Source organism: Marinobacter bryozoorum (genome assembly GCF_023156245.1).
Classification (GTDB): domain Bacteria; phylum Pseudomonadota; class Gammaproteobacteria; order Pseudomonadales; family Oleiphilaceae; genus Marinobacter; species Marinobacter bryozoorum.
This window is the reverse complement of the sequence record NZ_JAKZAH010000019.1, coordinates 44310-68096: the sequence shown is the minus strand read 5'-3', so window position 1 is coordinate 68096 and position 23787 is coordinate 44310. Positions and strand designations below refer to the sequence as shown.

Here is a 23787-nt window from a genome sequence, read left to right as displayed (position 1 = left end):
CGCATGTCTGACTATTTTGACCGCCTGACAAGCCAGGCAGAAGACCAACAAGCCCTGGACGAGCCGCAACAGACACCCCAGGCCATGGACGACGTCGATGAACAAGCGGCCTCTGAGGCTGGCCACTACACACCCGGCAAGGTAAAGGCCACCGCCCAGGAACTGCTCAAGTTCGGATTGCTGGAAGCGGACCGCAAACCCAATCTCTACCAGGTTGCCGTCACCCAGACCGCCGCGATCAATCAGATCCTGGAACCCTTTGACCTGCGCCTGAAAGTGGACGATGTGCGTGGGCTGGCTTTCCTTGTGGTTTCCGAACAGCTGTTCAGCGAAGGCGAAGAAAACGACGACGAGTGGTCCCATCCGCTGGTGCGCCGCCAGCGCCTGACCATGGAGCAATCCCTGCTGGTGGCCATACTGCGCCAGTACTTTATCGCCCACGAACAGGAAGCCGGTCTTGGCGCCGGAGAAGCCACAGTGGAACTGGATGAGCTACTGCCGCAACTGCAGCTTTACCTGGGCGACACCGGCAGCGACACCCGCGACCAGAAGCGGCTGCGCAGCCTGCTGGACAACCTGAAAAACCACGGCATCGTTTCGGACGTCGACGCCAACGACCAGGTAATCATTCGCCCGATCATCACCCACCTGGCAAACCCGGAAAACCTGCAGAATCTGCTTCACCATTTCCGGCAACTGGCCGGCCAGTCCGCCCCGGGAGACACTGACGGAGAGGATGTATGAGCCAGCCCCAGACCGATCTCTTTGCTGCCGAGGTACTACCGCCCACGGCCTATATCCTGACCCACCTGGACCTGTACAACTGGGGGCCTTTCGGGGGGCGGCACTGCGCCGAGATTGACCCGAAAGGCACGGCTATTATCGGCCCCACCGGCAGCGGCAAGACCACCCTGGTGGACGCGCTGATGACCCTGCTGACCCACCAGCCCCGGTATAACCTGGCGTCCACCGGCGGCCATGAAAGTGACCGGGACCTGATTTCCTATATCCGGGGTGTATCCGGTGCCGGTAACAACAGCGGCGACAACAGCCATATCGCACGCCCCGGTAAAACCGTAACCGCAGTGAGCGCCCGCTTCGCCAACGGCGACAAGGCCATTCGCATCGGGGCATTGTTCTGGATCGACGGCAGCAGCTCCGCCGCCAGCGACCTGAAACGCCTGTGGCTGTTTTCAGAACAGGACGACCAGAGCCTGGACACCTGGCTGGCCATTCACCACGAGGGCGGCGCCCGGGAGCTCAAGCAACACGCCAGGGATAATCCCGGCTTACAGGCCAACGACAGTAAAAAAGCCTACCTTGCCCAGGTACGACGCTTTTTCGAAGTGGGGGAAAATGCCTTCACCCTGCTCAACCGTGCCGCCGGTCTCAAGCAGCTCAACAGCATTGACGAAATCTTCCGCGAGCTGGTGCTGGACGACCACTCGGCGTTTGACCGGGCGGCCGAGGTGGCCAGCGAGTTCGACGACCTGGCCGCAATCCACAGCGAACTGGAAACGGCCCGCAAGCAGCACCAGTCACTGCTGCCCATTGCAGAAACCTACGAAAAGCACCAGGGCGCCACTAACGAGCTGGATCAGCAGCTGTTGCTGAAAGACATCCTGCCCATCTGGTTTGCGCAAACCGGTTACGAGCTATGGAACAACCGGAAACAGGACCTGGAACGACAGCTTGATGAGGGCAAGGAAACCCTCGAATCATTGGGCATCACGGTTGCGCAACTCAACAGCAAAGCCGACACACTGAAAGACATTTACCTGCAGGCCGGCGGCGCCAGCATAGAGCAGCTGAAGGATCAGATCGCCCAACAGAAACGCTGGGTTGAGGAGCGAGATCGCCACGCCAGGGATTATCAGACCCTGACCGGCAAGCTTGATCTGGACAGTGCACTGAGCCCCGAAGCATTGGCCCGGAACAGGCAGCTGAGCGAGGAAAAGCTGCGTGAACTGTCCGAACTTGCGGAGACACAGGACGAATCACTGCTCGATCTGCGCCTTCGTCATGGCAAACTCAACGAAACCCTGACTGAACTCAGCGAAGAAATCGACCGCATCAAGGCCCGCCCCGGCTCCAACATCGACGGGCGTTACCAGGAATTCCGCAGCGAACTGGCCCAGGCCCTGAATCTGGACGAAGACAGCCTGCCCTTCGTGGCAGAGCTGGTGGAAGTCAAAGCTGAAGAACGTGACTGGCGTGGTGCCATCGAACGGGCCATCGGCGGGCACCGTCTGCGCCTGCTGGTACCGCCCGCCGCCATGCAATCCGCCCTGGACAGGATCAATAACCGGGACAACCGTCTTCACGTCCGACTGCTGGAGGCCCAGTTGCCCCAGGCCGCTGCACAGTTCATGGATGACGGCTTCACCCGCAAGCTGAACTTCAAGGACCACCCCCACCGGGAGGCCCTGAAGCAGTTGCTGGCCGGCATCGACCGCCACTGCGTGGACTCACCCGAAACCTTGCGCCAGACACCCCACGGCATGACCCAACAGGGGCTGATGTCCGGCAAGAAGGGCCATTTTGAAAAGCGGGACAACCAGCGGCTCGACAAGGGCTGGATGACCGGCTTCAACAACCGTGACCGACTCTCTGCGCTCAACAACGAGTTGAGCGAAGCCCGTAAGCGCGCGGACGATCTGGAGCAGCAACTCAAAACCGCCCGCAGAAATCTCAGAGACACCCAGGATCAGATAAAACTCTACGAACTGCTTGGCGATACCGAATTCAACGCCATCGACCTGCCCAGCGCACAGCGTGAACTGGATGCCCTGCAGAGCCGACTGGAGGCACTGACCGCCCCAGACTCGGATGTGGAGAAAGCCCGGCGGGAATTCGAAACTGTCAGCCAGAAACTGGAAGAAAGCCGGAAACAGCTGTCACAGCAGGAAACCACCCTCGCCCTGCTGGAGGAAAAGCGCAACCAGGCCACGGCCCGCTGCACGGAACTGCTGGACCGGATTGGCGAGGGCCTCACGGACGACGATCAAAGGCTGGCCGCCAGGCACTTCCGCACCCCGAAAGCGGACCAGTATGAACGCCTGGAAGCCCTGGAGCGGGACCAGCGCGAGCAACTGGACAAAACCATCGGCAAACTGGGCAAACAGATCCAGGGTTACGAACTCAGCCTGACCCAACTGATGGAAAAGGCGCTCACCATTGATACCGGGGCGCTGATTGAAACCGGCAGCAACATCCAGGACATCCCGGAATACCTGGAACGCCTGCGGGTACTGGAAGAGGAAGCCCTGCCCCAGAAGCTGGAGCGTTTCCTCAGCTACCTGAACCAGTCATCGGATCAGGGGGTCACCCAGCTTCTGGCCCATATCCAGAACCAGGTGGCCATCATTGAAGAACGGATCGCCGACCTGAACGCCACCCTGCGGCGGGTCGACTTCCAGCCTGGCCGCTACCTGCGCCTGGAACCCCGCCGGGTTACCCATGAGTCCCTGCGTCGGCTGGAGCGCGCGCAGCGGCAGTTGCGGGCAGATGCCCTGAAAGACGACCAGGGCGAAAGCCATTTCAAGGCGCTGCAGGCCATGGTGGCCCTGCTACGGGACGCGGCAGACAACAAGCGCACCGTGGGCGCCCGGGCCCTGCTGGACCCACGCTACCGGCTGCAGTTCGAAGTGTCGGTGCTGAACCGGGAATCCGGCGCGGTAATCGAAACCCGTACCGGCTCCCAGGGTGGCAGCGGTGGTGAAAAGGAAATCATCGCCAGCTACATCCTCACCGCATCCCTGAGTTACGCCCTTTGCCCCGACGGTGCCACCCAGCCTCTGTTCGGCACCATCGTGCTGGACGAAGCTTTCTCCAAGAGCTCCCACGCCGTGGCCGGGCGCATCATTTCGGCGCTGAACGAATTTGGCCTGCATCCGCTATTCGTCACACCCAACAAAGAGATGCGACTGCTACGGGCCCACACCCGCTCGGCCATCCTGGTGCACCGCAAAGACCTGCGGGCTACCCTCACCTCCCTGAGCTGGGAGAACCTGGAAGCCCACGCGGAGAAAATGACCCGGAAAGTCCATGAAGTCCCCGGCTGAACTGGCCAGCCGCCTGGCCCGGCAATGGCAGAATGCAGACCTGCGGGAACAGCGCCTGTTGCGACCGGAGAGCTGGCCGCTCACCCTGGCCATCGGCAAGCCCACCGGCGCAGCGGTCCGGGACAAAATCGGGCAAGTGCGGGAACATCTGCGGCAATGGCGGGAGGTGACGATCGGGCAGGTCCAGTGGCAGCCGGTCCGCTTCCAGAGCACCAGCGAAGCCATCGACATTCCCACCCACTGGACACTGGAATCCCCCAGCCAATGGGTGCAGGCCACGGCAAGCAGCGAGGTCAGACGGGAATACGACGCCCTGAGTCGCCTCGCCTCCGCCCTGGACCCACGCTTTCACTCATTGATCGTACGCCGGCGCAGCCTGGTGTTGGACAAACCGGAGAGCGACGTCATTCGCAGCGGCGAGGTTGCCCTCCAGCTCCAGCCCGGCTGCGCCGACGGCAAGCCCCTCAGGGCGCTGTCAGTCGCCGGCACCGACAGCAAGTTCTTCGAGCGCAACCGCCAGCTGGTCACCCTGATGCTGGACATCCGGTTCGACGGCCAGGCCAGCGAAACCGGCCTGGAGGCCTTCCTGGGCGCTGAAGACGAAGGCCACCACTGGTTACCGGTCGCCGACCTGGATGGGTCTTTGCTGCCCTTCTCACAAATGCGGGTCCGGGCCCGGGAATTGCAGAATACTCCGTTACCGGCCGGTCACTTGATACTGGTGGAAAACGAGCGCTGCCTGCACCAATTACCGCAAACAATCGATACCATCGCAGTACTGGGATCAGGCCTTAACCTGTCCTGGTTGCAGGCCCCCTGGCTGGCCGACAAAGTCGTGGCCTATTGGGGTGACCTGGATACCTGGGGACTGGCCATGCTGGGTCGTGCCAGGGAGCACCTGTCACGACTGACGCCACTCTTGATGGACAGACTCACCTTTGAACGGTTTGCCCCCGAAAACGCTGTGGAAGAACCACAGCCGGCATCTGAAATGATTCCGCCGGGACTGACCCGGGAAGAAGCTATGCTTTACAACCTGCTGCTCCGGTCTGACCGGGGCCGACTGGAACAGGAATTCCTGCCGGTGTCCGTGGTGCATGATGCCGTTACCCGCTGGGCTGGCAATCTCGAGGGATAGCCTCAGCAAAGCCCCTCAAACCACTCACTCATTCGCCCATACCCGAACACATAGGCCAGTTTCCGCGCCCGGGTCAGGCTTACATACACCAGGGCCCGCTCCTGGTGGGTATGGAGCGGAAACTCGGTTTAATAACCGGTAACGATGAATTCGCGCAGGGCTGCTGAAACTTCCGTGGCCAACAAACCGGGGATCATGGGGTGCCTTTTGTTAACAAGTTATTCAATACCGACCTGAGCCGTTCGACTGCTTCAATGTGCTTTTTAACTGGCATTCTGGCTATATTCTTCAGCTTCCAGCGGACAGCAGGCAAGTCCGCCACGCCGACCAGGGGCAGTAACTCCCAATTGGGCTGGCCAGCTTTGAAAGACAGCAGAAATTCAACGTCCTGTGCGTTCATGTGTACGGCAAGCTCTGCTATCAGCCTTTGCCGGGTCTGCTCAAGGCTTTCCAATGGCAAATCTTCCCGTAACATACCTACAAACTCCTGCTGATACTGGCCCTCAAGCGGCTTCCAGCGCGGGGCCAGTACCTCACTCAAGGGCCGTGGGTGGCCCAGCAGGTAGACCAGAAACCCCAGAAACACATCTCGAGTGAAATCACCCGCATCCAGCATCTGCATCACGTCAAACCAATCCCGCGGGTGCTGACGATCAAGTGCTGCGCAAATCTTGCCACCATAGAGATCGGGCAAAGAAACTACCGGTACCGAAGCAAAACCAAATGCATCTTCCACAGCTTCAGCCACATCGAGAATTTCGGCAGGATGCAAGGTACCCCTCAAAACCGGAGAAACCTCGATTTTTACCTGACTCTTGGCGCTGCGCACAATCACGCGCAACTCATCAGCGCGATTACTCTGTAGCTCTGCACTCACACCCAGCCGCTCGCGGATATTGGTCGCTATGCGGGCAAGCGCAGCCTTGCAATTCGCCAAATCTTTCTCGCGCTCCCCTGCAGGCAAAAAAGCCAAGTCGATATCCACCGATAAGCGCGGCATATCACGAACGAACAAATTGATCGCTGTGCCACCCTTGAGAGCAAAAACACCTTCCGCCGCCACCAGGGGCAGTATCTGCACCAGCAGCTGTACTTGTTCGCGGTAGCGGGCATCAATTGGCATTGGCAAACCTCGGCGGCACGGTAACTTGATACTCCCGGTCCAGCACCCCGTTCTTTACCAGTTGGCGCTTGCCCCGGCCCAACTCGATTGCCGGGATATCCAGCCGCGAGTACCAGCCGTGCTTGAAATGACGTGCCAGCAAAAGAAACGCTCGCTTGGTCCGAATCGATGTGCAGGCCTGCAATAGCACCTGCAAGCGCCGTGGCCGCAGACTGGTCAAACCGCCGAAGGTATCGACAATCCCATCACTGAAGAGTAGTTCATCCGATACGCTGAACAGCCACTCCAGTACCGCCATCTCCGGACTTGAGATATAAATCTGAAAATCGCGCCCTGCTGGTGTATGCGTATCGAATTGCCGATCCTGATTGCTCGTAAACAGCGTGGCCCTGCCAACCTCAAGCTGCACACCCCAATCAGTATCCGTAAACCATTTGCTGAGCCGTAACCGTGGCTGTCCATACAGACATAGTCTTTCTCGCCCCAGCATCAGATAATGCGAGTATCCCGCCAAGCTTAATGCTGTTTCACCACCAGGCCAAAAGGAAAGCTCGGGGGGCGCTTCTCTATACTGCAAGCCATACACCCCGCCCTCCCAGGTCAAAACGTCGCCCGGGCGTGCATAAGCACCACTGCCCAAACGGAGAAGGTTTCCTCGTTGGGCATGCTTGGCTGCATCACGTCCGGACAAGCCCTGCTCATTAAGCCAGGACAGGGGCAATGCCGTGCCGTAAGGCCACTCCCGAAGAACCTTGTTTATATTCTTCACAAAAAAAGTCTCTTTTGGACTGATTGTGCAACCAAGATAAACCGCACGGAGTGTCGTTTCAAGGACCAGCGGCAAGCGAACCAGGCGCTGATTCTTCGGAGGTTTATCTGAAGTTGAAGCGGCGTATCTGGCAGGATGGTAAGAAGCTGGCCCGACATCCACTGTCGCGTTTGAAAACTTACATTTTATTTATGGTTTGATGATGCGGGAGTTAACAGGAAAGGTGAAGGGGCAGAATGTAAAATTCCGCCAGCTATCAAGTTGTTTTTGTTAATGTTTGCAATTACGAAGCGATAGCGGCAAGGGAAGCTACCCGGGGCCGTTGGCAAAACGCCACGGGCCCGGGTGTGCCTTATAGCGCCATCAGAAGCGGATCTCAGGCCCCGCGCTGAATATGTGGATGTCGCTATCCATAAGGTCGTCACCTGCATTGACCAGGTAGTCCCAGTCGGCCCGCAAGCTGAAGCTGTCACTCAGGTTAAAGCGGGCTCCGAGACCGGTACGCAGGCCGAGGCCGCTCTCGTTTTCTGAAATTGTTTCGTTGTAGTAGCTGCTATTGACCTCGAAATCGTAATCAAGCAGCCACAGCATGACGCCAGCCTTGGCAACCACTTGCACGGGGCCGGTTTCCGGAAGACTGAACAGGGCGGTTGTATCCACGAAGTGCCCGGTGATTTCCGCGCCATAGGAATAACCCCAGCCGGAATCATACTCATACAGCGAGGCGCTAACCTCATCTATGTAGCGGTACCCAAACTCAACGCCGGCAAAGCCATTGAACTGAACGCCGCCATAGATGCGGCCGGTCATTGCCTTGTCATCACAGTCGTAGTTGCTCTCACACAGATCTGTAACCTCGGCTTCCCCAAGGCTCAGCCCGAAATACCCGCTCTCGGCCGCCTGGCCGTAGCTGGCGAAAGAAGTCAGCGTCGCTGCGGCGAATAACAGGTTTCTGGTTTTCATGTACCCTTCCTTTTCATAGCTTAAACAACAGAGAATCAGCCCACTTACCGAGAACGCGCAATGTCCGCAGCGGCTGACTGGGCGGGCGAGTATCTGCAGATGGTTAGCAACCTTCAAGCCGGTTTAACGAACGTTTACATTCGCTTTTCTCCGGCCTGGGCAGTACTTTTCCTGTATTCGGAACACCAATCCCACAAGCAGAAGGTCAGACAATGCCCCTGGACAACCCTGAATTCGCCACGATCACTGAGCTGTCACGCGCCTACCAGTCCCGGGAGGTCTCTCCCGTCGAGATCACGGGGTTGATGCTGGAGCGCATCGAACGGCTCGACCCACGCTTGCGCAGCTTCGTTACGGTAACGGCAGAAATGGCACTCGGGCAGGCCCGGCAGGCGGAGCAGGAAATGGTCAGGGGCGTGTTCCGGGGGCCGATGCACGGCATTCCCGTGGGTCTGAAGGACCTTTGCAAGACGGCAGGGATTCGCACCACCTGGGGCACGAAAGTGTTCAGTGACTATATACCGGCCGAAGACGCCACGGTCGTGCGCCGCCTGACCGACGCCGGCGCCGTGATGCTTGGCAAGCTGCAGATGACCGAAGGCGCCTTCGGTGCCCACCACCCGGACATCCCCGCGCCCCTGAACCCATGGGGTGAGGCGTACTGGTCGGGGGTGTCTTCCAGCGGTTCAGGCGTCGCCACTGCTGCGGGGCTTTGCTATGGCGCCATTGGTACGGATACCGGCGGTTCCATCCGCTACCCTTCCGGTGCCACCGGGTTGACCGGACTAAAACCAACCTGGGGCCGGGTCAGCCGGCATGGCGTGCTACCCCTGGCCGACTCCCTGGATCATATCGGCCCCATGACCCGCTCAGCTGAAGATGCCGGTGCCATGCTGGGCACCATGGCTGGTGAGGATCCCCTTGACCCGACAAGTCTCCCGGCGTCGGTTCCGGATTACCTGGCGAGTGTTGCAGGAGGCGTCCGAGACCTGAAAATCGGCATTGCCCCTGCCGATATGGATGGAATCTGTGATGCTGCGACATTGAGAGTGATCGACGAAGTCAGACGGGTTCTGACCGACCTGGGGGCGACATTCCATGAATATTCTGTGCCGCCCACGGCGGCTGCCATGAAGAAAAACTGGGGGCGGTACTGCGCGACAGAAACCGCAATCGCCCACGAGGCGACCTACCCATCACGCAAGGACGAATACGGGCCGGCGCTTGCAGGGCTGATCGAGGCCGGGCGGCGCCTGGGGGCCACTGACCTGATGAAAATGCATCATGCCAGGCTTGAGTTCGCGGGGGACCTTCGCAAGCTCTTCGAGACATTCGATTTGCTGCTGGTACCGGTGCATCCGTTCAGCAATCCTACCATTGCACAGTACGACCAGCTGCTGCGGGATCCGCAAACCATGAACGAGTCATTGCGTTATACAGCGCCCTACAATATGTCCGGAAGCCCCACCATTACACTGCCCGGAGGCTTTACCGAGGAGGGCCTTCCTGTTGGGTTTCAACTGGTGGGACGACACCTGGACGAAGCGTTGCTGGTGCGAGCCGGCCATGCCTTCCAACAGGTCACAGACTGGCACAGGAAACATCCTGAACTGACCTGAAACCAGGCATAAAGAGGTGGCCGGCACCCCACGCAGGGGCGCCGGCACGGGAGCCCTATCAGGACTCGGTAATCATCACAGCCTTGACGTTCACAAACTCATGCATGCCAAAGCCGCCATGCTCCCGACCATAACCACTTTCCTTCACCCCGCCAAACGGCAGGTTGGGCTGGGCCAGGTTGTAGCCATTGATGTTCACCATGCCGGTATCGAACTCTTCCCTGGCCATTTCGATGGCGCGGGCTTCGTTCTGACTGAAGATGCCGCCACCGAGACCATAAGGGGAATCGTTCGCCACCTTCATGGCTTCTTCGGCATCTTTCACCCGGATCAGTGAGGCCACCGGACCGAACAGCTCTTCATCGTAGGCCGGCTGGCCCGGCGCAACGTTTTCCAGCACCGTAGCCGGGTAGAAGCAGCCCTTGCCTTCCGGAATCTCGCCGCCCAACAGACAGGTCGCGCCGTTGTCGACGGACTTGCGGACCTGCTCGTGCAGGCCGTCACGCAGGTCTTTCCGGGCCATGGGTCCCATCACGGTTTCTTTCTGGGTGGGGTCACCAAAGGTGATCTGCTTCATCTGCTCCAGGTACGCATCCCGGAACTGGTCGTAAATGGCGTCTTCAACAATGAACCGCTTGGCCGCCACACAGGTCTGGCCAGTATTGTAGACCCGACCCTGCACGCAGTACTGCACGGCTTTCTTCAGGTCCGCATCCGCCAGGATCAGGTAGGCATCGTTACTGCCCAGCTCCAGTACGGTTTTCTTGAGCACCTTCGCGGCCCGTTGGGCCACGGCGCGACCGGCGTTGGGGCTGCCAGTCAGGGTGACACCACGAACCAGCGGATTCTCGATGACATCATTGGAGACATCGTGGTCGATCAACAGGGTACGGAAGGCATTCTCGGGGAAACCGGCATCACGGTAGAGCTTCTCTACCTCCAGGGCCATGCCCCATACGTTGGGAGCGTGCTTGAGCAGAACGGTGTTGCCGGCAATCAGATTGGCTGCGCTGTAGCGAATGACCTGGTACAGCGGGAAGTTCCATGGCTGGATACCGTAAATCACCCCTTCCGGCTGGAAGGTCACCAGGGCACGGCCACCGTTCAGCTCCCGCTCCTGGTCAGCCAGCTCTTTCGGGCCCTGCTCTGCGGTGTATTCACAAATCGCGGCGCACAGGTCGCACTCCTGCTTGCCCTGGGCGAGGGTTTTTCCCATTTCCCGGGTCATCAGCGCTGCATAATCGTCCTTACGCTCACGGATCAGCTTTGCAGCCTGGCGGAAGGCCTCTGCCCGCTGGTCAAAGCTGGTTTTGCGCCAGGTTTTGAACGCTTCGTGGCTTTGCTCGACAACCTTTGAGGCCTCGTCGGAGGACATCAGCTGATAGGTTTCGAGTACTTCGTCAGTTGCCGGATTGACGGTTTGATAGGTATCAGACATCGGCGTGCCTCCATAGGTGGAGAAGAGGAGTTGCGTCTTTTTGACGTCGCGGAAAGTGGTACGCAGTGATCCCGAAAATGTAGCAGTCCACTGCGTAAAACGATGCAAAGATTACCGAATGTTATTATGACGCTGACGTTACCGTTACCCGCCAGTCAAGGCAGCATCATCGGCGCTGCCACCTGGTCCCGCACCTCTTTGCCACACAGGTTAGCCACCAGTTCCAGGGCAAACTCCAGGGCTGAGCCGGGGCCCTGACTGGTGATGCAGTTGCGATCGACCACAACCCGTTCATTCACCCGCGACTGATCCGGCAGCGCTTCGCGGAATCCGGCATGGCCGGTCGCCGCGATTCCGTCCAGCAGGCCATGGGGTGCCAGCGCCACCGCCGGCGCGGCACAGATGGCTGCGTACCAGAAGCCGGCATCCCTCTGCTTGCGCAGGCGGTCGATCAGCAAGGGACAGTCGGACAGGTTCTGTGCGCCGGGCATGCCCCCGGGCAAGGCAATCAGGTCGTAATCGTGGTGGACGCAATCCTGCAGCAGGGCATCGGCGGTAATGCGGGTGCGACGTGAGGCCGTGATGGTCTTGTGCTCGTGCACGCTGGCCACGGTAACCTCCACATTGGCACGGCGGAGCACATCAATAATGGTGATGGATTCAATCTCTTCACTGCCGTCGGCAATGGGTACCAGTGCGGTCTTGTTCATGGAACCTCCGGTTAACACGTGTTGGACCTGTAGCGGTGACATTACTGTACTATAGCAACAGCATTACCAATGCCACGCAAGGATCTGCCCGAGCCTATGTCCCCCGCCCTCACCTTTGCTCTGTTTGCCATCGCGGCGATTGCGTTTGCGGTGTTCTATCTGTTTTTCTACCGGGGCTGGAAGCGGCAACGGGAGCTGCAACGGCCGTTTCCCCGTGCCTGGCGCAAACTGCTGAAGTCACAGGTGCCCCTGTACCGCCGCCTGCCCGGGCAGCTCAAACGTGAGCTGGAGCGAAGGGTGCAACTGTTTCTGTCAGAGAAAGACTTCTACGGCTGCGACGGATTCGAGGTGGACGACCGGGTGCGGCTGACCATTGCCGGCCACGCCTGCCTGCTGATCCTCGCCCGCTCCTACAGCGACTACGACGAGGTGCGCAGCATCCTGGTCTATCCCGGCGCCTACTATGTGAAGCAGCCCCGCCAGAATGGCATGGTGGTGGACATGGAGCACCAGGTGCGTGCCGGCGAGGCCTCTTCGTTCGGCCAGGTGGTTCTGTCCTGGGACGACTGTGAGCATGCGGTCCAGGCCCCCGGCAGTGACCATAACGTCATTCTGCACGAGTTTGCCCACCAGCTGGATTACCTGGATGGCAGTGCTGACGGTGCCCCGCCACTGTCCGGAGAGCAGGCCCGGAACTGGCAGGAAACCATGAGCGAGGCCTACGAGCAGCTGCAACAGTCCCTGCAACACCACCACAAAAGCTGGCTTGACCCTTACGGCGCAACCGAGCCTGCGGAATTCTTCGCCGTGCTGACGGAAGCCTTCTTCCAGCAACCCGACCACCTGCACCGGAAGCAACCCCGGGTGTATGAATCCCTTTGCGGTTTTTACCGGATCAACCCCATGGATTATCAATAAGTTCCGAAAAGCGCCCGGGGGGCAAAACCAGAAGACCGAAGCCACCGGAAAACTGGCTCACAGCCACCCCCATTGACTAGAATGCTCAATGATATAAATCAAATGGTCAGTCACTGATGCATATGTGCCAGCGATAGCTACACTATTAAACCCACAGCCACCCCCGGTCACACCCTGGCTTGAACCGGACCGATAAAGGAGAACAACGGTGATAAAAAAGATCCTGGTGGGCCTGATTGGCCTCGGCGTGATAGTACTCGCCGCCTTCCTGGTTATAGCCTGGAAGCCATCCATTGATTCCGTGGATCCTCCCTCGGAGGGCGAGTTCAGCCAGGAGCAGATAGACCGCGGTGAAATCATTGCCGGCCTGGGCAACTGCCAGACCTGTCACACCACCGACCAGGAGCAGCCCTACGCCGGCGGCCTGGCCATGCCCACACCTTTCGGTACCATTTATTCCACCAACATCACCCCGGACCCCGAAACCGGTATTGGCCAATGGTCAGAGGAGGCCTTTTCCCGCGCAATGCGTGAGGGGGTGTCCCGCTCTGGAGCCCACCTGTTCCCGGCATTTCCGTATACCCACTTTACGAAAATGACCGACGGAGATGTGGCCGACCTCTACGCCTACATGATGACCCGTGAGCCCATCCAGGCCGAGGCGCCGGAAAATACCCTGGAGTTCCCGTTCAATATTCGGCTGTTGCAGGCAGGCTGGAAAATCCTCTTCTTCGATGAGGGGCGGTACCAGGCAGACAGCAGCAAGTCCGACACCTGGAACCGTGGTGCCTACATCGCTGAGGGTCTCGGCCACTGCAGTGCCTGCCATACCCCCCGTAACCAGTTCGGCGCCGAAGACGAAAGCCAGGCCTGGGAGGGCACTGTCATCAATAACTGGTATGCGCCGGCCCTCAATGGCAGTAACCGGTCGCCGGTGGCCTGGAGCGAAGACGACGCCTATGCCTACCTGCGCAGCGGCGGGTCCCCTCACCACGGGGTCGCTGTAGGCTCCATGGCCGACGTGGTGCACGCGGGGCTTGGCCTGGCACCGGATGACGACATTCGCGGCCTGGCAACCTGGCTTGCCGGTCTTAACCCGTCTGACGGCGCGGACCTGGCCGCACAGCAGGCCGCGGAAGCCATCAATGCAGCCAGTAACAAACGCACCCCCTCCAGCCTTATGGGGGAAGGTGAGCGCATCTTTGCCTATGCCTGTGCCTCCTGCCATTACAACGACCCGGACAGCCCCAATGCACTGCGTCCGGACATGGCCCTGAACAGTGCCGTGTTTGCGCCGGATCCCGTCAACCTGATTCGTGTAACACTGGAGGGGGTTTCGCTGGAAGAAGGCATCCCGGGCGCAATGATGCCTGCCTTTGGCGAGGCCCTGACCGATCGTGAAGTTGCCAGCCTGCTGGCCTTCCTGCGCAGCAGCCAGACCGACCAGCCGGCCTGGAGTGACCTGGAAGAACAGGTCCGTAACCAACGTCAACAATAAGACTGGCCGAGAGAGATAAAACGGAGCGAACACCATGGCAACAGAATTCGAACTCAACGGTCAGGCCGTTACTGTAGACCTTGAAGGCGACACCCCATTGCTCTGGGCCCTGCGGGATGAGCTGGACCTCACTGGCACCAAGTACGGTTGTGGTATCGGTATGTGTGGCGCCTGCACCGTGCTGATCAACGGTCGGGCCACCCGGTCCTGTATTACTCCGGTGGAAGACATTGCCGGGGCCACCGTAACCACCATCGAAGGCCTGGACCCGAATGGTCAGCACCCGCTGCAGAAAGCCTGGGTAGAAACGCAGACCCCCCAGTGCGGCTACTGCCAGAGCGGGCAAATCATGCAGGCCGCCGCCATGCTGAAAGATTTCCCGGAACCCACCGACGAACAGATCAATCAGGCCATGGGCGGCAACCTCTGCCGCTGCATGGCGTATGTCCGCATCCGCAAGGCTATCAAGATGGCCGCAGCAGAAATGAACGGCGCCGGCGACAGCCAGGCCGAAACCACAGGAGCGGCAGCCAATGAGTAAGTTCTATCGTTACCTCAACCGCCCGGAAGGTTCGAGCCAGGACGTCAGCGAAGATACGGGTGGCCTTGCGGTCAGCCGCCGGGGCTTCCTGATCGGGGCGGCCGGTGCCGGCTTCACCCTGGCCTTCTTTCGGTCCGGCCTGAGTTTCGCCCAGCCGGAGGACGTGGTTCGCGAAGGCACCTTCGAGCCGACCATCTGGTACCACATCCACCCGGACGGACGCATTGTAGTGAATATTGCCGAGGCGGAGATGGGCCAACACGTCGGTACCGCCCTCGCGCGTATTGTGGCGGATGAGCTGGAAGCAAATTGGTCGAAGGTCGAACTCCACCACGTGGACAGTGATCCCAAATGGGGCCTGATGGTGACCGGCGGCAGCTGGTCTGTCTGGCAGAATTTTACTCCCCTGAGTCAGGCCGGTGCCGCGGGTCGGCAGGCCCTGATCGAGGAAGGCGCCCGCCTGCTGGGGGTCAGCCCGGACCAGTGCCAGGCCCGCAATAGCGAGGTCATTGCTGGTAACCAGTCCATCAGCTATGGCGAAATCGTCCAGCGGGGCGACCTGAGCCGTACCTACACGGAAGAAGAACTCAAGCAAATGCCGGTCAAACCCGCCACCCAACGCCGACTGATTGGACGGGAATCGAAGGCACTGGATATTCCGGGCAAGACCGACGGTGCCAGCCGTTACGGGCTGGACGCGAAGGTGGAAGGCATGGTGTACGGGCGCCCTTTGATACCGCCCACCCGCTACGGCGCGACCATCAACAGTATTGATGACAGTGACGCACAATCGGTCAAGGGCTACCAACAGACCATCACCCTGGATGACCCCACCGGCACCGTGCCCGGCTGGGCTGTCGTGATTGCCGACTCCTTCCATGCTGCCAGCCAGGCCGCTGCCCGGATCCGGGTCGACTGGTCCGCCGGTGACACAGCGGACGTCAGCGAACAGGACATCCTGGACCACGGGGTGGAGCTGATCGAAACACCTGACAAGGGCTCCATCATGTTCCCGGATGAAGGCGTGGATGATGCCTTTGATGGCGCCGGTGACGTTTTCCAGCAGGACTACATTACCCATACGGTGCTGCACTTCCAGATGGAACCAGTGAACGCCCTGGCCTACGAGAAAGACGGCACCTGGGAAATCCACACCGGTAACCAGTGGCAGTCACTCATCATCCCGGTATTGGCCAAGGCCCTGGGCGTAAAGGAAGACAAGGTGGTCATGCGCACCTATATGCTCGGTGGGGGGTTCGGCCGGCGACTCAATGGTGACTATGCCGTGCCTGCGGCGCTCGCCTCGAAGCAACTGGGAAAGCCGGTCAAACTGGTGTTCACGCGGGAGGACGACACCCGCTTCGACTCGCCCCGTTCCGCCTCCTACCAGCGTCTGCGCATGGCATTCGACGGAGAGGGCAACCCGGTGGGTATGGAGCACCACGCCACGGCAGGCTGGCCTACCGAAGTGATGGCTCCCTTTTTCATGCCCAAAGGCGCCAACGACCAACCATTTGATCCCTTCTCCATCCAGGGCGCAGCCCACTGGTACTCGGTGGGGCCGCACAGGGTTCGGGCCATTTCCAATGACCTGGCAAACGCGACCTTCCGGCCCGGCTGGCTGCGTTCAGTGGGTTCCGGCTGGGTAAACTTCGCCCTCGAATCTTTTATGGACGAAGCCGCCCACCACGCAGGAAAGGACCCGATCGATTTCCGTCTCGCACTGCTGAAAGCCGAAGGCAGAAACGCCGGGGAGGCACCCAATTCAGTCGGCGGCGCCTCGCGACAGGCGAATGTGCTGCGCAGGGTGCGGGAAATCTCCGGCTGGGGCGAGAACATGCCTGAGGGCACTGGCCTCGGGGTTGCCACCACCTACGGCCAGGAACGTAACATGCCCACCTGGACCGCCTGCGTCGCACGGGTGCATGTCGACAGAAACACCGGCCGGGTCAAACTGGAAAAGATGACACTGGTGACCGATGCCGGCACGGTGGTACATCCAGATGGCGCCCGGGCACAGGTAGAAGGGGCAGCACTGTGGGGCGCCTCCATGGCGCTGCACGAGGGTACCCGTTTCGAGAACGGTGAGCCCGTGGCCCGCAACCTGAACACCTACACCCCCATGCGTATTGGTGATGTACCGGAACTGGAAATCGAGTTCGTGGACAGCACCGAAACGGCGGTGGGACTGGGTGAGCCCGCCACTACGGTAACCGGTCCGGCTATTGCCAACGCGATCTTTGCCGCGGTGGGCGTGCGCCTGAGGGAGATTCCCATCACCCCGGAGGCCGTATTAAACGCGCTGAAGGCCTGAGCCCATTGATCGGCCTTCAAGACGGAAACACGCAGCGGCCTGGAGCCGCTGCGTTTCGTTCCGGGGATACCATGCCGGCACTGGTGCTCGCTGGCGGCGCCTCCCGACGCTTTGGCCGCAGCAAGGCCCTGGCTCGCTGGCGCGAGGGGACGCTGATTGAACGGGCTATCCACCAGGCCCGTCAGCTGAGCAGTGAAGTACGGGTCGTCACCGGCTGCGGGGGAAATATTATCCGCTACCGCAGCCGTGGTGTGCCAACCGTGTGGTTGCAGAATACGCATTGGCAGAAGGGAATGTCGACGTCGCTGAACTGCGGCCTGCAGTCCCTCCCGACCTTGTGCAAGGGAGTGTTCGTGGTGCTGGTGGACCAGCCCCTGGTGCCAGGCCGGGATCTCCGGAATTTCGCCAGCCTGGCCCGGGAGCAGCCGCTTCTGCCCCTGGCAGCCGACTATGGTAATCGTCCCGGGGTGCCCGCCTACCTGCCCCGCTGGCTGTGGCCGGCGATTGCGGAACTGGAAGGCGACCAGGGCGCGGGAGTGGTTCTCAGACAGATCAACGCCCGCCGCATTCCTATAGCGGGAGTTGAAGACGATATCGATACCCCTCAGGATCTCAGGTTCGTCAGCCTTCGATAAGCACGCTCTTTTCACCAGCCTGCAGTAAAGGTGCTGTCACCTGCAAACGGCGATAGTCCCGCGTCATTTCCGCAAGGATGGATATGGCGATCTCCGACGGGTTACTCGCGCCGATATCCAGCCCGACCGGCCCCCGAATCCGCTCCAGCCTGTCGGCGAACCCGTCGCTGGCAAGCTGGTCACAGCGCTGTTGATGGGTACGGCGGCTGCCCAGGGCGCCAAGGTAGAACACGTCGCTGGCCAGCAGCTGGCGCAGCAGGGGCGGCTCCCAGTCGTGTTCGTGGAACATCAGTACCACGGCGGTGTGCGCATCCAGCGGTGGCAGGGCCACGGAGGACGGCGATACCAGTGCCCGGGCGTCGACCCCGGCTTGCTCCCCGGCGACACGGGTAGCCCGATCCGGGGAGTAGAGCGTAACCTGGTAATCACTGGCCTGCCCGAGCCTTGCCAGGGTGTGGGCATTGGGACCTTTGCCATAGACCAGCAGCCGGCGCACCGGATGGTACCAGCGACGGAAATGGCCACCTTGCACTAGCTCGTCAACGGCATGCACCACCCTGTGACCACCGTGACCCCCTGCCCCGGCCGGCGTATCCAGCGCTACGCTGCGCCTGTCCTCCAGGGCGGCGAGCAAGGCTTCAACTGTGCCATCTGCCACCGTAACGTCAATGTAGAGGTCCACCGTCGCACCGCAGGGCAGGCGGATATCCAGGTAGGGCGACCCGGCACCAAGGCGCAGTTGTCGGTTGCGCCCCTCAGCCAGCGCCGCCACGGCCTCATCCGCGATCACCGTCTCTGCACAGCCGCCGGTAAGGTGCCCCACATACTCGCCGTTGCCAGCCACCACCATCTGGCTGCCCAGGGGACGGGGGGAGCCGCCCTCCGAGCGAACCAGGGTAATCAGGGCGACCGGGAGCCCCCGGGCCCTGAACTGCATAAAGTCCTGCAACAGGCAGTCGCGGGTGTTCATACGGTGAATCATCTCACTGTTCCTGACGTTGACCGTTGTTATGAAGAGGACGGCTGGTGGCTGATCCGCTCAGGCGCCGAAAGCCGTCCAGCCGCCATCCACCATAATGGTTTCACCGGTGATGTAGGACGATGCCTCTGCCGCCAGGAAAATGGCCGTACCCACCATTTCCTCGGGCCGGGCCATGCGCTTCATGGGGGTGCGGGCCGCCACGCGTTCGGCGAAGTCCGCCCGCGTATCGGTGATGGCCTTCACCAGGGGAGTTTCTGTATAGGCCGGTGCCAGGGCGTTTACCCGGACGCCCCGTTCTGCCCATTCTACAGCGAGGGTTTTGGTGAGCATGTCTACCCCGCCCTTGCTCGCGCAATAGGCGGAGGACCCGGTCAGACCGGTCTTGCCGGCAATGGAAGACATATTGACGATGCTCCCGCTGCGCTGGCTGAGCATGTGCCGACCCACCGCCTGGGCCATGAGGAAAACCCCGGTGAGGTTGATATTGATGATGGTCTGCCAGTCTTCCAGGGGGAGTTCTTCCGCGGGTTTCTTGATGGTCAGGCCGGCGTTGTTGATCAGTACGTCAATCTGACCGAACTCATCGATGGCGGCATCCACAGTGGCGGAGATCTGGCCGAGGTCGCTGACGTCACAGGGCGCGACCAGTGTGCGCACGCCAAACGTCTCGGCTTCCTTTGCGACGGCCTCCAGCTCGTCGCGGCTGCGACTGCATAGCACCAGGTGGCTGCCGGCTTCCGCCAGCCCGAGGGCGATGCTGCGCCCGATGCCGCGACCTGCGCCGGTCACCAGGCTGACTTTCCCACTCAAATCGAACAATGACATGGTCTTACTGCCTTTTATGGGGTTGTTTTTATTAGGGTCGTGTAAAGCAAAACACGGTAACCGCGAAAAAGCCAGCCTGAAAGCGGCCTGTTTGCCGGCGTGTTGGCGCGGTTCCTGCTTAACCCGGGGTAGCGTGTCATTTTCTAGCCGGTTCAGTCCGGAGGTAAGTTCCCATGTCTTTGCTGACATCACTGATCAATGCGGGCGCCCAGTTCCAGCAGGCGGCGACCCGTCGCCATGCGGATACCCAGCCTGCCAGCACGGGCAAGGCTGACAAGCCCCAGGGGGCCGATGCAGGCGGAAAGAATGATGACCGTTTCACCTTCACCGGGGGCCAGCCCAGGAGCAAGACGGGGCGGCTGTCCGTGGCGGAGTACCGGCAGCAGGTCGGGCAGGATATTGCCTACGTGCGGGAAACCCTGCGGCACAAGCTTGCCGAGTATGGCATGCAACCCAACACACAGATTGCCGCTGCCCGTACCGCTTCCGGCGAGGTGAGTGTACAGGGACGCATGCCCGAACAACCCCGCCAGCGTATTGAGCAAGACCTCAACAACAGCGCGGAATTCCGGGACGCCCTCAAGCGCCTCAGCGTCAACGAACCGACGCTGGCCTTTGTGGACACGGCCCTCAAGCTGAACCAGGCCTACGGCACCAGCAACACGGTGCTGGACACCCTGGTCAGTGATAACCAGCAGTTCAACGGCCTGCAGGACCTGGTGCACCGCTACGACAGTATTCGCAAGACCTTCGCCAGCAACGACGGCAGCGCGGCAGAGGCTGCCCGGGACTATGCCTTCCGGCTGAATGCCCGGGCCTGACCCCGGTCCCGGTCAATCGGCCTGGAACGGCTCCGGGTCACCCTTACCCACCCGGGTCACCTCGGGCACAGTGCCGGTCATATTGACCACGGTGGTGGGTTCCATGCCACAGAAGCCGCCGTCAATAATCAGGTCCAGCTCGTGTTCCAGCGCATCCCGGATTTCCTCCGGGTCGGTCATGGGGTTTTCCTCTCCGGGCAGGATCAGCGTACTGCTCATGATCGGCTCACCCAGCTCACCCAGCAGGGCCTGGACAATGGCATTATCCGGCACCCGCAGGCCAATGGTCCGCCGCTTGGGGTGAAGCAGCCGGCGCGGAACTTCGCTGGTGGCATCGAGGATGAACGTATAGGCACCCGGGGTGAATGTCTTCAGCAACCGGTACTGGGTGTTGTCCACCTTTGCGTAGACGCCCACATCGGAAAGGTCCCGGCACACCAGCGTGAAGTTGTGCTTGTCATCCAGCTTGCGGATGCGCTTGATGCGATCAGCCGCCTGCTTGTCGCCCAGGTGACAGCCGATGGCATAACCGGAGTCCGTGGGGTAGACGACCACACCGCCCTGGCGAAGAATCTCTACGGCCTGCTTGACCAACCGCTTTTGCGGGGTTTCCGGGTGAATCTGGAAAAACTGGCTCATGATGCCTGCTCCCTTTTCGAACCGCCCATACAATTGGGTGACGCGGGTACCTGGCCACCACTGGCCTGCCACTCCGCTGGCGTGTACAGGTGAAGCGCCAGCGCGTGGACGCCGCCCTGCATTTCCTCAGCCAGCACCTGGTAAATGGCCTGGTGCCGGCGCACCTTGGACTGGCCTTCAAACTGGCTAGAAATCAGTGTCACCTTGAAGTGGGTTTCTGAGTTCGGTGGCACGCTGTGCATATGGCTTTCGTTTTCGACGGTCAGGTGACCGCCTTCAAACCGTTCGCCCAGTTTCTGTTCAATCGACTGCTGTATCCGCATATCGGTGCCTTATCGGTTGGAATTGCCGGTTCCTGTTGATGAAATCAACATTCTGACTTACCAACAGTTTACACCCTGTATGCCGTCTTGACAGGGGCTGCGTCAGGCGCCATCTTGCGACTCCCTGAACAAGCCGGACAACCATAGCCTCCATGCGCCTCTATATCGCCGAAAAGCCCAGCCTGGGCCGTGCCATCGCCGACGCCCTGCCCGGCCCCGTACAGAAGGGCCCCGGCTGGCTGAAGTGTGGCCAGGGCGACCAGGCCGTAACCGTCAGCTGGTGTATCGGCCACCTGCTGGAGCCAGCAGAGCCGGCCAGCTATGACCCCCGCTGGAAATCCTGGCGCATGGCAGACTTGCCGGTGTTTCCGGACCAGTGGCAACTGGCACCCAGGGACAGCGTGGCAAAGCAGCTGGGCGTGCTGCAAAGCCTGGTGCGCAAGGCCGAATTGATCTACCACGCCGGCGACCCTGACCGTGAAGGCCAGTTGCTGGTGGATGAGGTGCTGCGGTATTTCGGTGTTCGCTGCCCGGTGCAGCGGGTACTGATCAACGACCTGAACCGCGACGCCGTGCGAAAAGCCCTGGCAGCCCCACGAGATAACCGGGACTTCCGGCACCTGTCCCATTCCGCCCTGGCCCGGCAACGGGCGGACTGGCTCTACGGTATCAACCTCACCCGTTTCTATACCCTGAGCTACCGCCAGCAAGGCGCCGACGGCGTCTATTCCGTGGGCCGGGTGCAGACCCCCGTGCTTGGGCTGGTGGTGCACCGGGACGACACCATTGCAGACTTCGAGCCCAGGCCCTGGTTCCGGCTGACCATCACCGCACGCCCCTCCGGCAATGAAACCCCGGACCAGGACTTCGAAGCCCGCTGGCTGCCGTCAGAGAACCAGCAACAATACCTGGACGACGAAGGCCGCCTGCTCAACCGGGAGGTAGCCGAGGATATTGCCAACGCCGTCCGCGGACGCCCGGGCCGGATCACTGAAGCCCGCTTCCGGGACCGGAAGGAAACCGCGCCCCTGCCGCTATCGCTGTCGGCGCTGCAAATCGAGGCAGGGAAGGTTTTTGGCATGGGCGCCAAGGCCGCACTGGATACCGCCCAGAGCCTGTACGAAAAACACCAGCTGATCACCTACCCGCGCTCTGACTCACGCTACCTGCCCGAAGGCCACCTGGAGCAGGCCGCCGGGGTCTGCCAGGCCATCGGCAAAGTGGATGACAGCCTGGCCGGCGCGGCTGGCGAAGCCGACCTGAATCGCCGCTCCGCCGCCTGGAACGACGGCAAGGTGGACGCCCACCATGCCATCATCCCGACCCTGAGGGCACGCCCGGCGGGACAGCTGAGCCAGCAGGAACGCAACATCTATAACCTGGTGGCCCGCTATTACCTGATGCAGTTCATGCCGGAGGCCGTTCACAGGGAAGGACGCCTTGACCTGGCGATCAGCGATCATCGTTTCCGGGCCACGGAAACCGCACTGCTGGAAGCCGGCTGGAAAATCCTGGAGCCACGGCAGCGGTCCGCCAAATCCGACGGCGAAGCGCCTAAAAAACCCCTGCCCCGGCTCGAACCCGGCGACGATGTCACCTGCCTCGACAGCGCCATCAAGGAGCGACTGACCCAGCCACCGCAGCACTTTACCGATGCCACCCTGCTGGCCGCGATGACCAACATCGCCCGCTTTGTCAGCGACCCGCAGTTGCGCAAAACCCTCCGTGAAACCGATGGGCTGGGTACCGAGGCCACCCGGGCGGCCATTATCGAGACCCTGTTCCGGCGGGATTACCTGTTCCGGGAAGGCCGCCACATCCGTGCCACCGAAAAAGGGCGCAGCCTGGTCCACGCCCTGCCGGAAGCCATCAGCCAGCCGGATATGACCGCCGTATGGGAGGCCACCCTGGAGCAGATCCGCTCGGGCAACGGCGACCCACGCCAGTTCCTGGACGAGCTGAAGGGGCAGATCAGCGGCTTTATCCGCCAGCCTGCCAGCAGCCCGGCAGACGCCCACCCGGATACAGGTGTCGCAACTGCCCCGCTGACAGACTCCGGCGCTATCCACTGCCCCAAGTGCCGTGCGCCGATGCGGGTTCGCGAAGGCAAGTTCGGTCGCTTCCACGCCTGCACCCGCTTCCCGGACTGCAATGGCACCCGCCCACTGGAAGACAGCGCCCCCGAAGACGGCACCAGTCAGCGCCCCTGGCCTTGCCCTGCTTGCTACGCGCCGCTGGTGCGAAGGAAAAGCCACCGTGGCTGGTTCTGGGGCTGCAGTAATTTTCCTTCCTGCCGACAAACAGTGAATGACGATAACGGCACGCCGGTTGCCGTTAAACGGCCTCCGGCCCGCTAATCCCTACAGCCACCTGTGGCTGCCGCCGGAGGTTACGTAAATCAAACACAATGACACTGACGAGTGCGCCAGGATTTGACACAATAGTGTGATATGAACGCCCGTTTAAG

General features: G+C 60.9%; 20 protein-coding genes. 11 read left to right on the top strand and 9 right to left on the bottom strand.

Features of this window, described 5'->3' with window-relative positions; translation table 11 throughout:
* The first annotated feature begins 3 nt into the window (after nucleotides 1-3).
* From MLC59_RS11950 to MLC59_RS11940, 3 genes are read left to right on the top strand one after another with little or no spacing between them, the layout of a single operon-like run.
* On the top strand, nucleotides 4-744 hold the full coding sequence (locus MLC59_RS11950; protein WP_248234498.1) for a DUF4194 domain-containing protein: 741 nt from the start codon (nucleotides 4-6) through the stop codon (nucleotides 742-744).
* Nucleotides 741-4064, top strand: a complete 3324-nt coding sequence (locus MLC59_RS11945; RefSeq protein ID WP_248234497.1) for an ATP-binding protein — start codon at nucleotides 741-743, stop codon at nucleotides 4062-4064. The genes MLC59_RS11950 and MLC59_RS11945 overlap by 4 nt, the downstream gene beginning before the upstream one ends.
* On the top strand, nucleotides 4048-5202 hold the full coding sequence (locus tag MLC59_RS11940; RefSeq protein WP_248234495.1) for a Wadjet anti-phage system protein JetD domain-containing protein: 1155 nt from the start codon (nucleotides 4048-4050) through the stop codon (nucleotides 5200-5202). Before MLC59_RS11945 ends, MLC59_RS11940 begins: the two co-directional genes overlap by 17 nt.
* A 193-nt stretch (nucleotides 5203-5395) precedes the next feature.
* Here the strand turns inward: MLC59_RS11940 and MLC59_RS11935 are convergent, their stop codons facing one another.
* The 3 genes from MLC59_RS11935 to MLC59_RS11925 form a co-directional block, all read right to left on the bottom strand.
* On the bottom strand, nucleotides 5396-6325 hold the full coding sequence (locus MLC59_RS11935) for a nucleotidyl transferase AbiEii/AbiGii toxin family protein (RefSeq protein WP_248234494.1): 930 nt from the start codon (nucleotides 6323-6325) through the stop codon (nucleotides 5396-5398).
* Complete coding sequence (locus tag MLC59_RS11930) at nucleotides 6315-7094, bottom strand: type IV toxin-antitoxin system AbiEi family antitoxin domain-containing protein (protein ID WP_248234493.1); 780 nt, start codon at nucleotides 7092-7094, stop codon at nucleotides 6315-6317. The genes MLC59_RS11935 and MLC59_RS11930 overlap by 11 nt, the downstream gene beginning before the upstream one ends.
* A gap of 363 nt (nucleotides 7095-7457) precedes the next feature.
* Entirely contained in the window at nucleotides 7458-8057 is a 600-nt protein-coding gene (locus MLC59_RS11925) for an outer membrane beta-barrel protein (protein ID WP_248234492.1), read from the bottom strand.
* A gap of 212 nt (nucleotides 8058-8269) precedes the next feature.
* Here MLC59_RS11925 and MLC59_RS11920 point away from each other — a divergent pair, with 212 nt between their 5' ends.
* The gene (locus tag MLC59_RS11920; RefSeq protein WP_248234491.1) at nucleotides 8270-9676 is read left to right on the top strand and encodes an amidase; all 1407 of its coding nucleotides are present in this window, start codon (nucleotides 8270-8272) and stop codon (nucleotides 9674-9676) included.
* A 58-nt stretch (nucleotides 9677-9734) separates the two neighbouring features.
* On the opposite strand, the gene MLC59_RS11915 is transcribed toward MLC59_RS11920, so the two are convergent.
* Together MLC59_RS11915 and MLC59_RS11910 are read right to left on the bottom strand one after the other, a co-directional pair.
* Nucleotides 9735-11114 carry an NAD-dependent succinate-semialdehyde dehydrogenase gene (locus MLC59_RS11915; RefSeq protein ID WP_248234490.1) on the bottom strand — a complete coding sequence of 460 codons (1380 nt, stop codon included), beginning with the start codon at nucleotides 11112-11114 and terminating at the stop codon, nucleotides 9735-9737.
* Nucleotides 11115-11269: 155 nt separating this feature from the next.
* Nucleotides 11270-11824, bottom strand: coding sequence for a DJ-1 family glyoxalase III (locus MLC59_RS11910; RefSeq protein ID WP_248234489.1), 555 nt, complete (start codon nucleotides 11822-11824; stop codon nucleotides 11270-11272).
* 96 nt (nucleotides 11825-11920) lie between these two features.
* Between MLC59_RS11910 and MLC59_RS11905 the strand changes: the two genes are divergently transcribed.
* The 5 genes from MLC59_RS11905 to MLC59_RS11885 all read left to right on the top strand — a co-directional run bounded on the left by MLC59_RS11905 (nucleotide 11921) and on the right by MLC59_RS11885 (nucleotide 17730).
* On the top strand, nucleotides 11921-12742 hold the full coding sequence (locus MLC59_RS11905; protein WP_248234515.1) for a M90 family metallopeptidase: 822 nt from the start codon (nucleotides 11921-11923) through the stop codon (nucleotides 12740-12742).
* 208 nt (nucleotides 12743-12950) lie between these two features.
* Nucleotides 12951-14240, top strand: a complete 1290-nt coding sequence (locus MLC59_RS11900) for a c-type cytochrome (RefSeq protein ID WP_248234488.1) — start codon at nucleotides 12951-12953, stop codon at nucleotides 14238-14240.
* 34 nt (nucleotides 14241-14274) lie between these two features.
* Nucleotides 14275-14781, top strand: a complete 507-nt coding sequence (locus MLC59_RS11895; protein WP_248234487.1) for a (2Fe-2S)-binding protein — start codon at nucleotides 14275-14277, stop codon at nucleotides 14779-14781.
* Nucleotides 14774-17095, top strand: a complete 2322-nt coding sequence (locus MLC59_RS11890) for a xanthine dehydrogenase family protein molybdopterin-binding subunit (RefSeq protein ID WP_248234486.1) — start codon at nucleotides 14774-14776, stop codon at nucleotides 17093-17095. The genes MLC59_RS11895 and MLC59_RS11890 overlap by 8 nt, the downstream gene beginning before the upstream one ends.
* A gap of 71 nt (nucleotides 17096-17166) precedes the next feature.
* Nucleotides 17167-17730 (top strand): nucleotidyltransferase family protein, encoded by a 564-nt coding sequence (locus MLC59_RS11885; RefSeq protein WP_248234485.1) that lies wholly within the window; start codon nucleotides 17167-17169, stop codon nucleotides 17728-17730.
* Here the strand turns inward: MLC59_RS11885 and MLC59_RS11880 are convergent.
* Both MLC59_RS11880 and MLC59_RS11875 read right to left on the bottom strand, forming a co-directional pair.
* Nucleotides 17717-18712, bottom strand: a complete 996-nt coding sequence (locus MLC59_RS11880; RefSeq protein ID WP_248234483.1) for an XdhC family protein — start codon at nucleotides 18710-18712, stop codon at nucleotides 17717-17719. The genes MLC59_RS11885 and MLC59_RS11880 overlap by 14 nt on opposite strands.
* Before the next feature lie 57 nt (nucleotides 18713-18769).
* Entirely contained in the window at nucleotides 18770-19537 is a 768-nt protein-coding gene (locus MLC59_RS11875) for an SDR family NAD(P)-dependent oxidoreductase (protein WP_248234482.1), read from the bottom strand.
* A gap of 173 nt (nucleotides 19538-19710) precedes the next feature.
* On the opposite strand from MLC59_RS11875, the gene MLC59_RS11870 reads away from it, so the two are divergent.
* The gene (locus tag MLC59_RS11870; protein WP_248234481.1) at nucleotides 19711-20358 is read left to right on the top strand and encodes a hypothetical protein; all 648 of its coding nucleotides are present in this window, start codon (nucleotides 19711-19713) and stop codon (nucleotides 20356-20358) included.
* Nucleotides 20359-20370: 12 nt separating this feature from the next.
* Here MLC59_RS11870 and MLC59_RS11865 read toward each other — a convergent pair whose 3' ends face one another.
* Both MLC59_RS11865 and MLC59_RS11860 read right to left on the bottom strand, forming a co-directional pair.
* Nucleotides 20371-20997, bottom strand: a complete 627-nt coding sequence (locus MLC59_RS11865; protein ID WP_248234480.1) for an L-threonylcarbamoyladenylate synthase — start codon at nucleotides 20995-20997, stop codon at nucleotides 20371-20373.
* The gene (locus tag MLC59_RS11860; protein ID WP_248234479.1) at nucleotides 20994-21320 is read right to left on the bottom strand and encodes a BolA family protein; all 327 of its coding nucleotides are present in this window, start codon (nucleotides 21318-21320) and stop codon (nucleotides 20994-20996) included. The genes MLC59_RS11865 and MLC59_RS11860 overlap by 4 nt, the downstream gene beginning before the upstream one ends.
* A gap of 152 nt (nucleotides 21321-21472) precedes the next feature.
* On the opposite strand from MLC59_RS11860, the gene MLC59_RS11855 reads away from it, so the two are divergent.
* The gene (locus tag MLC59_RS11855) at nucleotides 21473-23677 is read left to right on the top strand and encodes a DNA topoisomerase III (protein ID WP_248234478.1); all 2205 of its coding nucleotides are present in this window, start codon (nucleotides 21473-21475) and stop codon (nucleotides 23675-23677) included.
* Nucleotides 23678-23787: the final 110 nt, after the last annotated feature.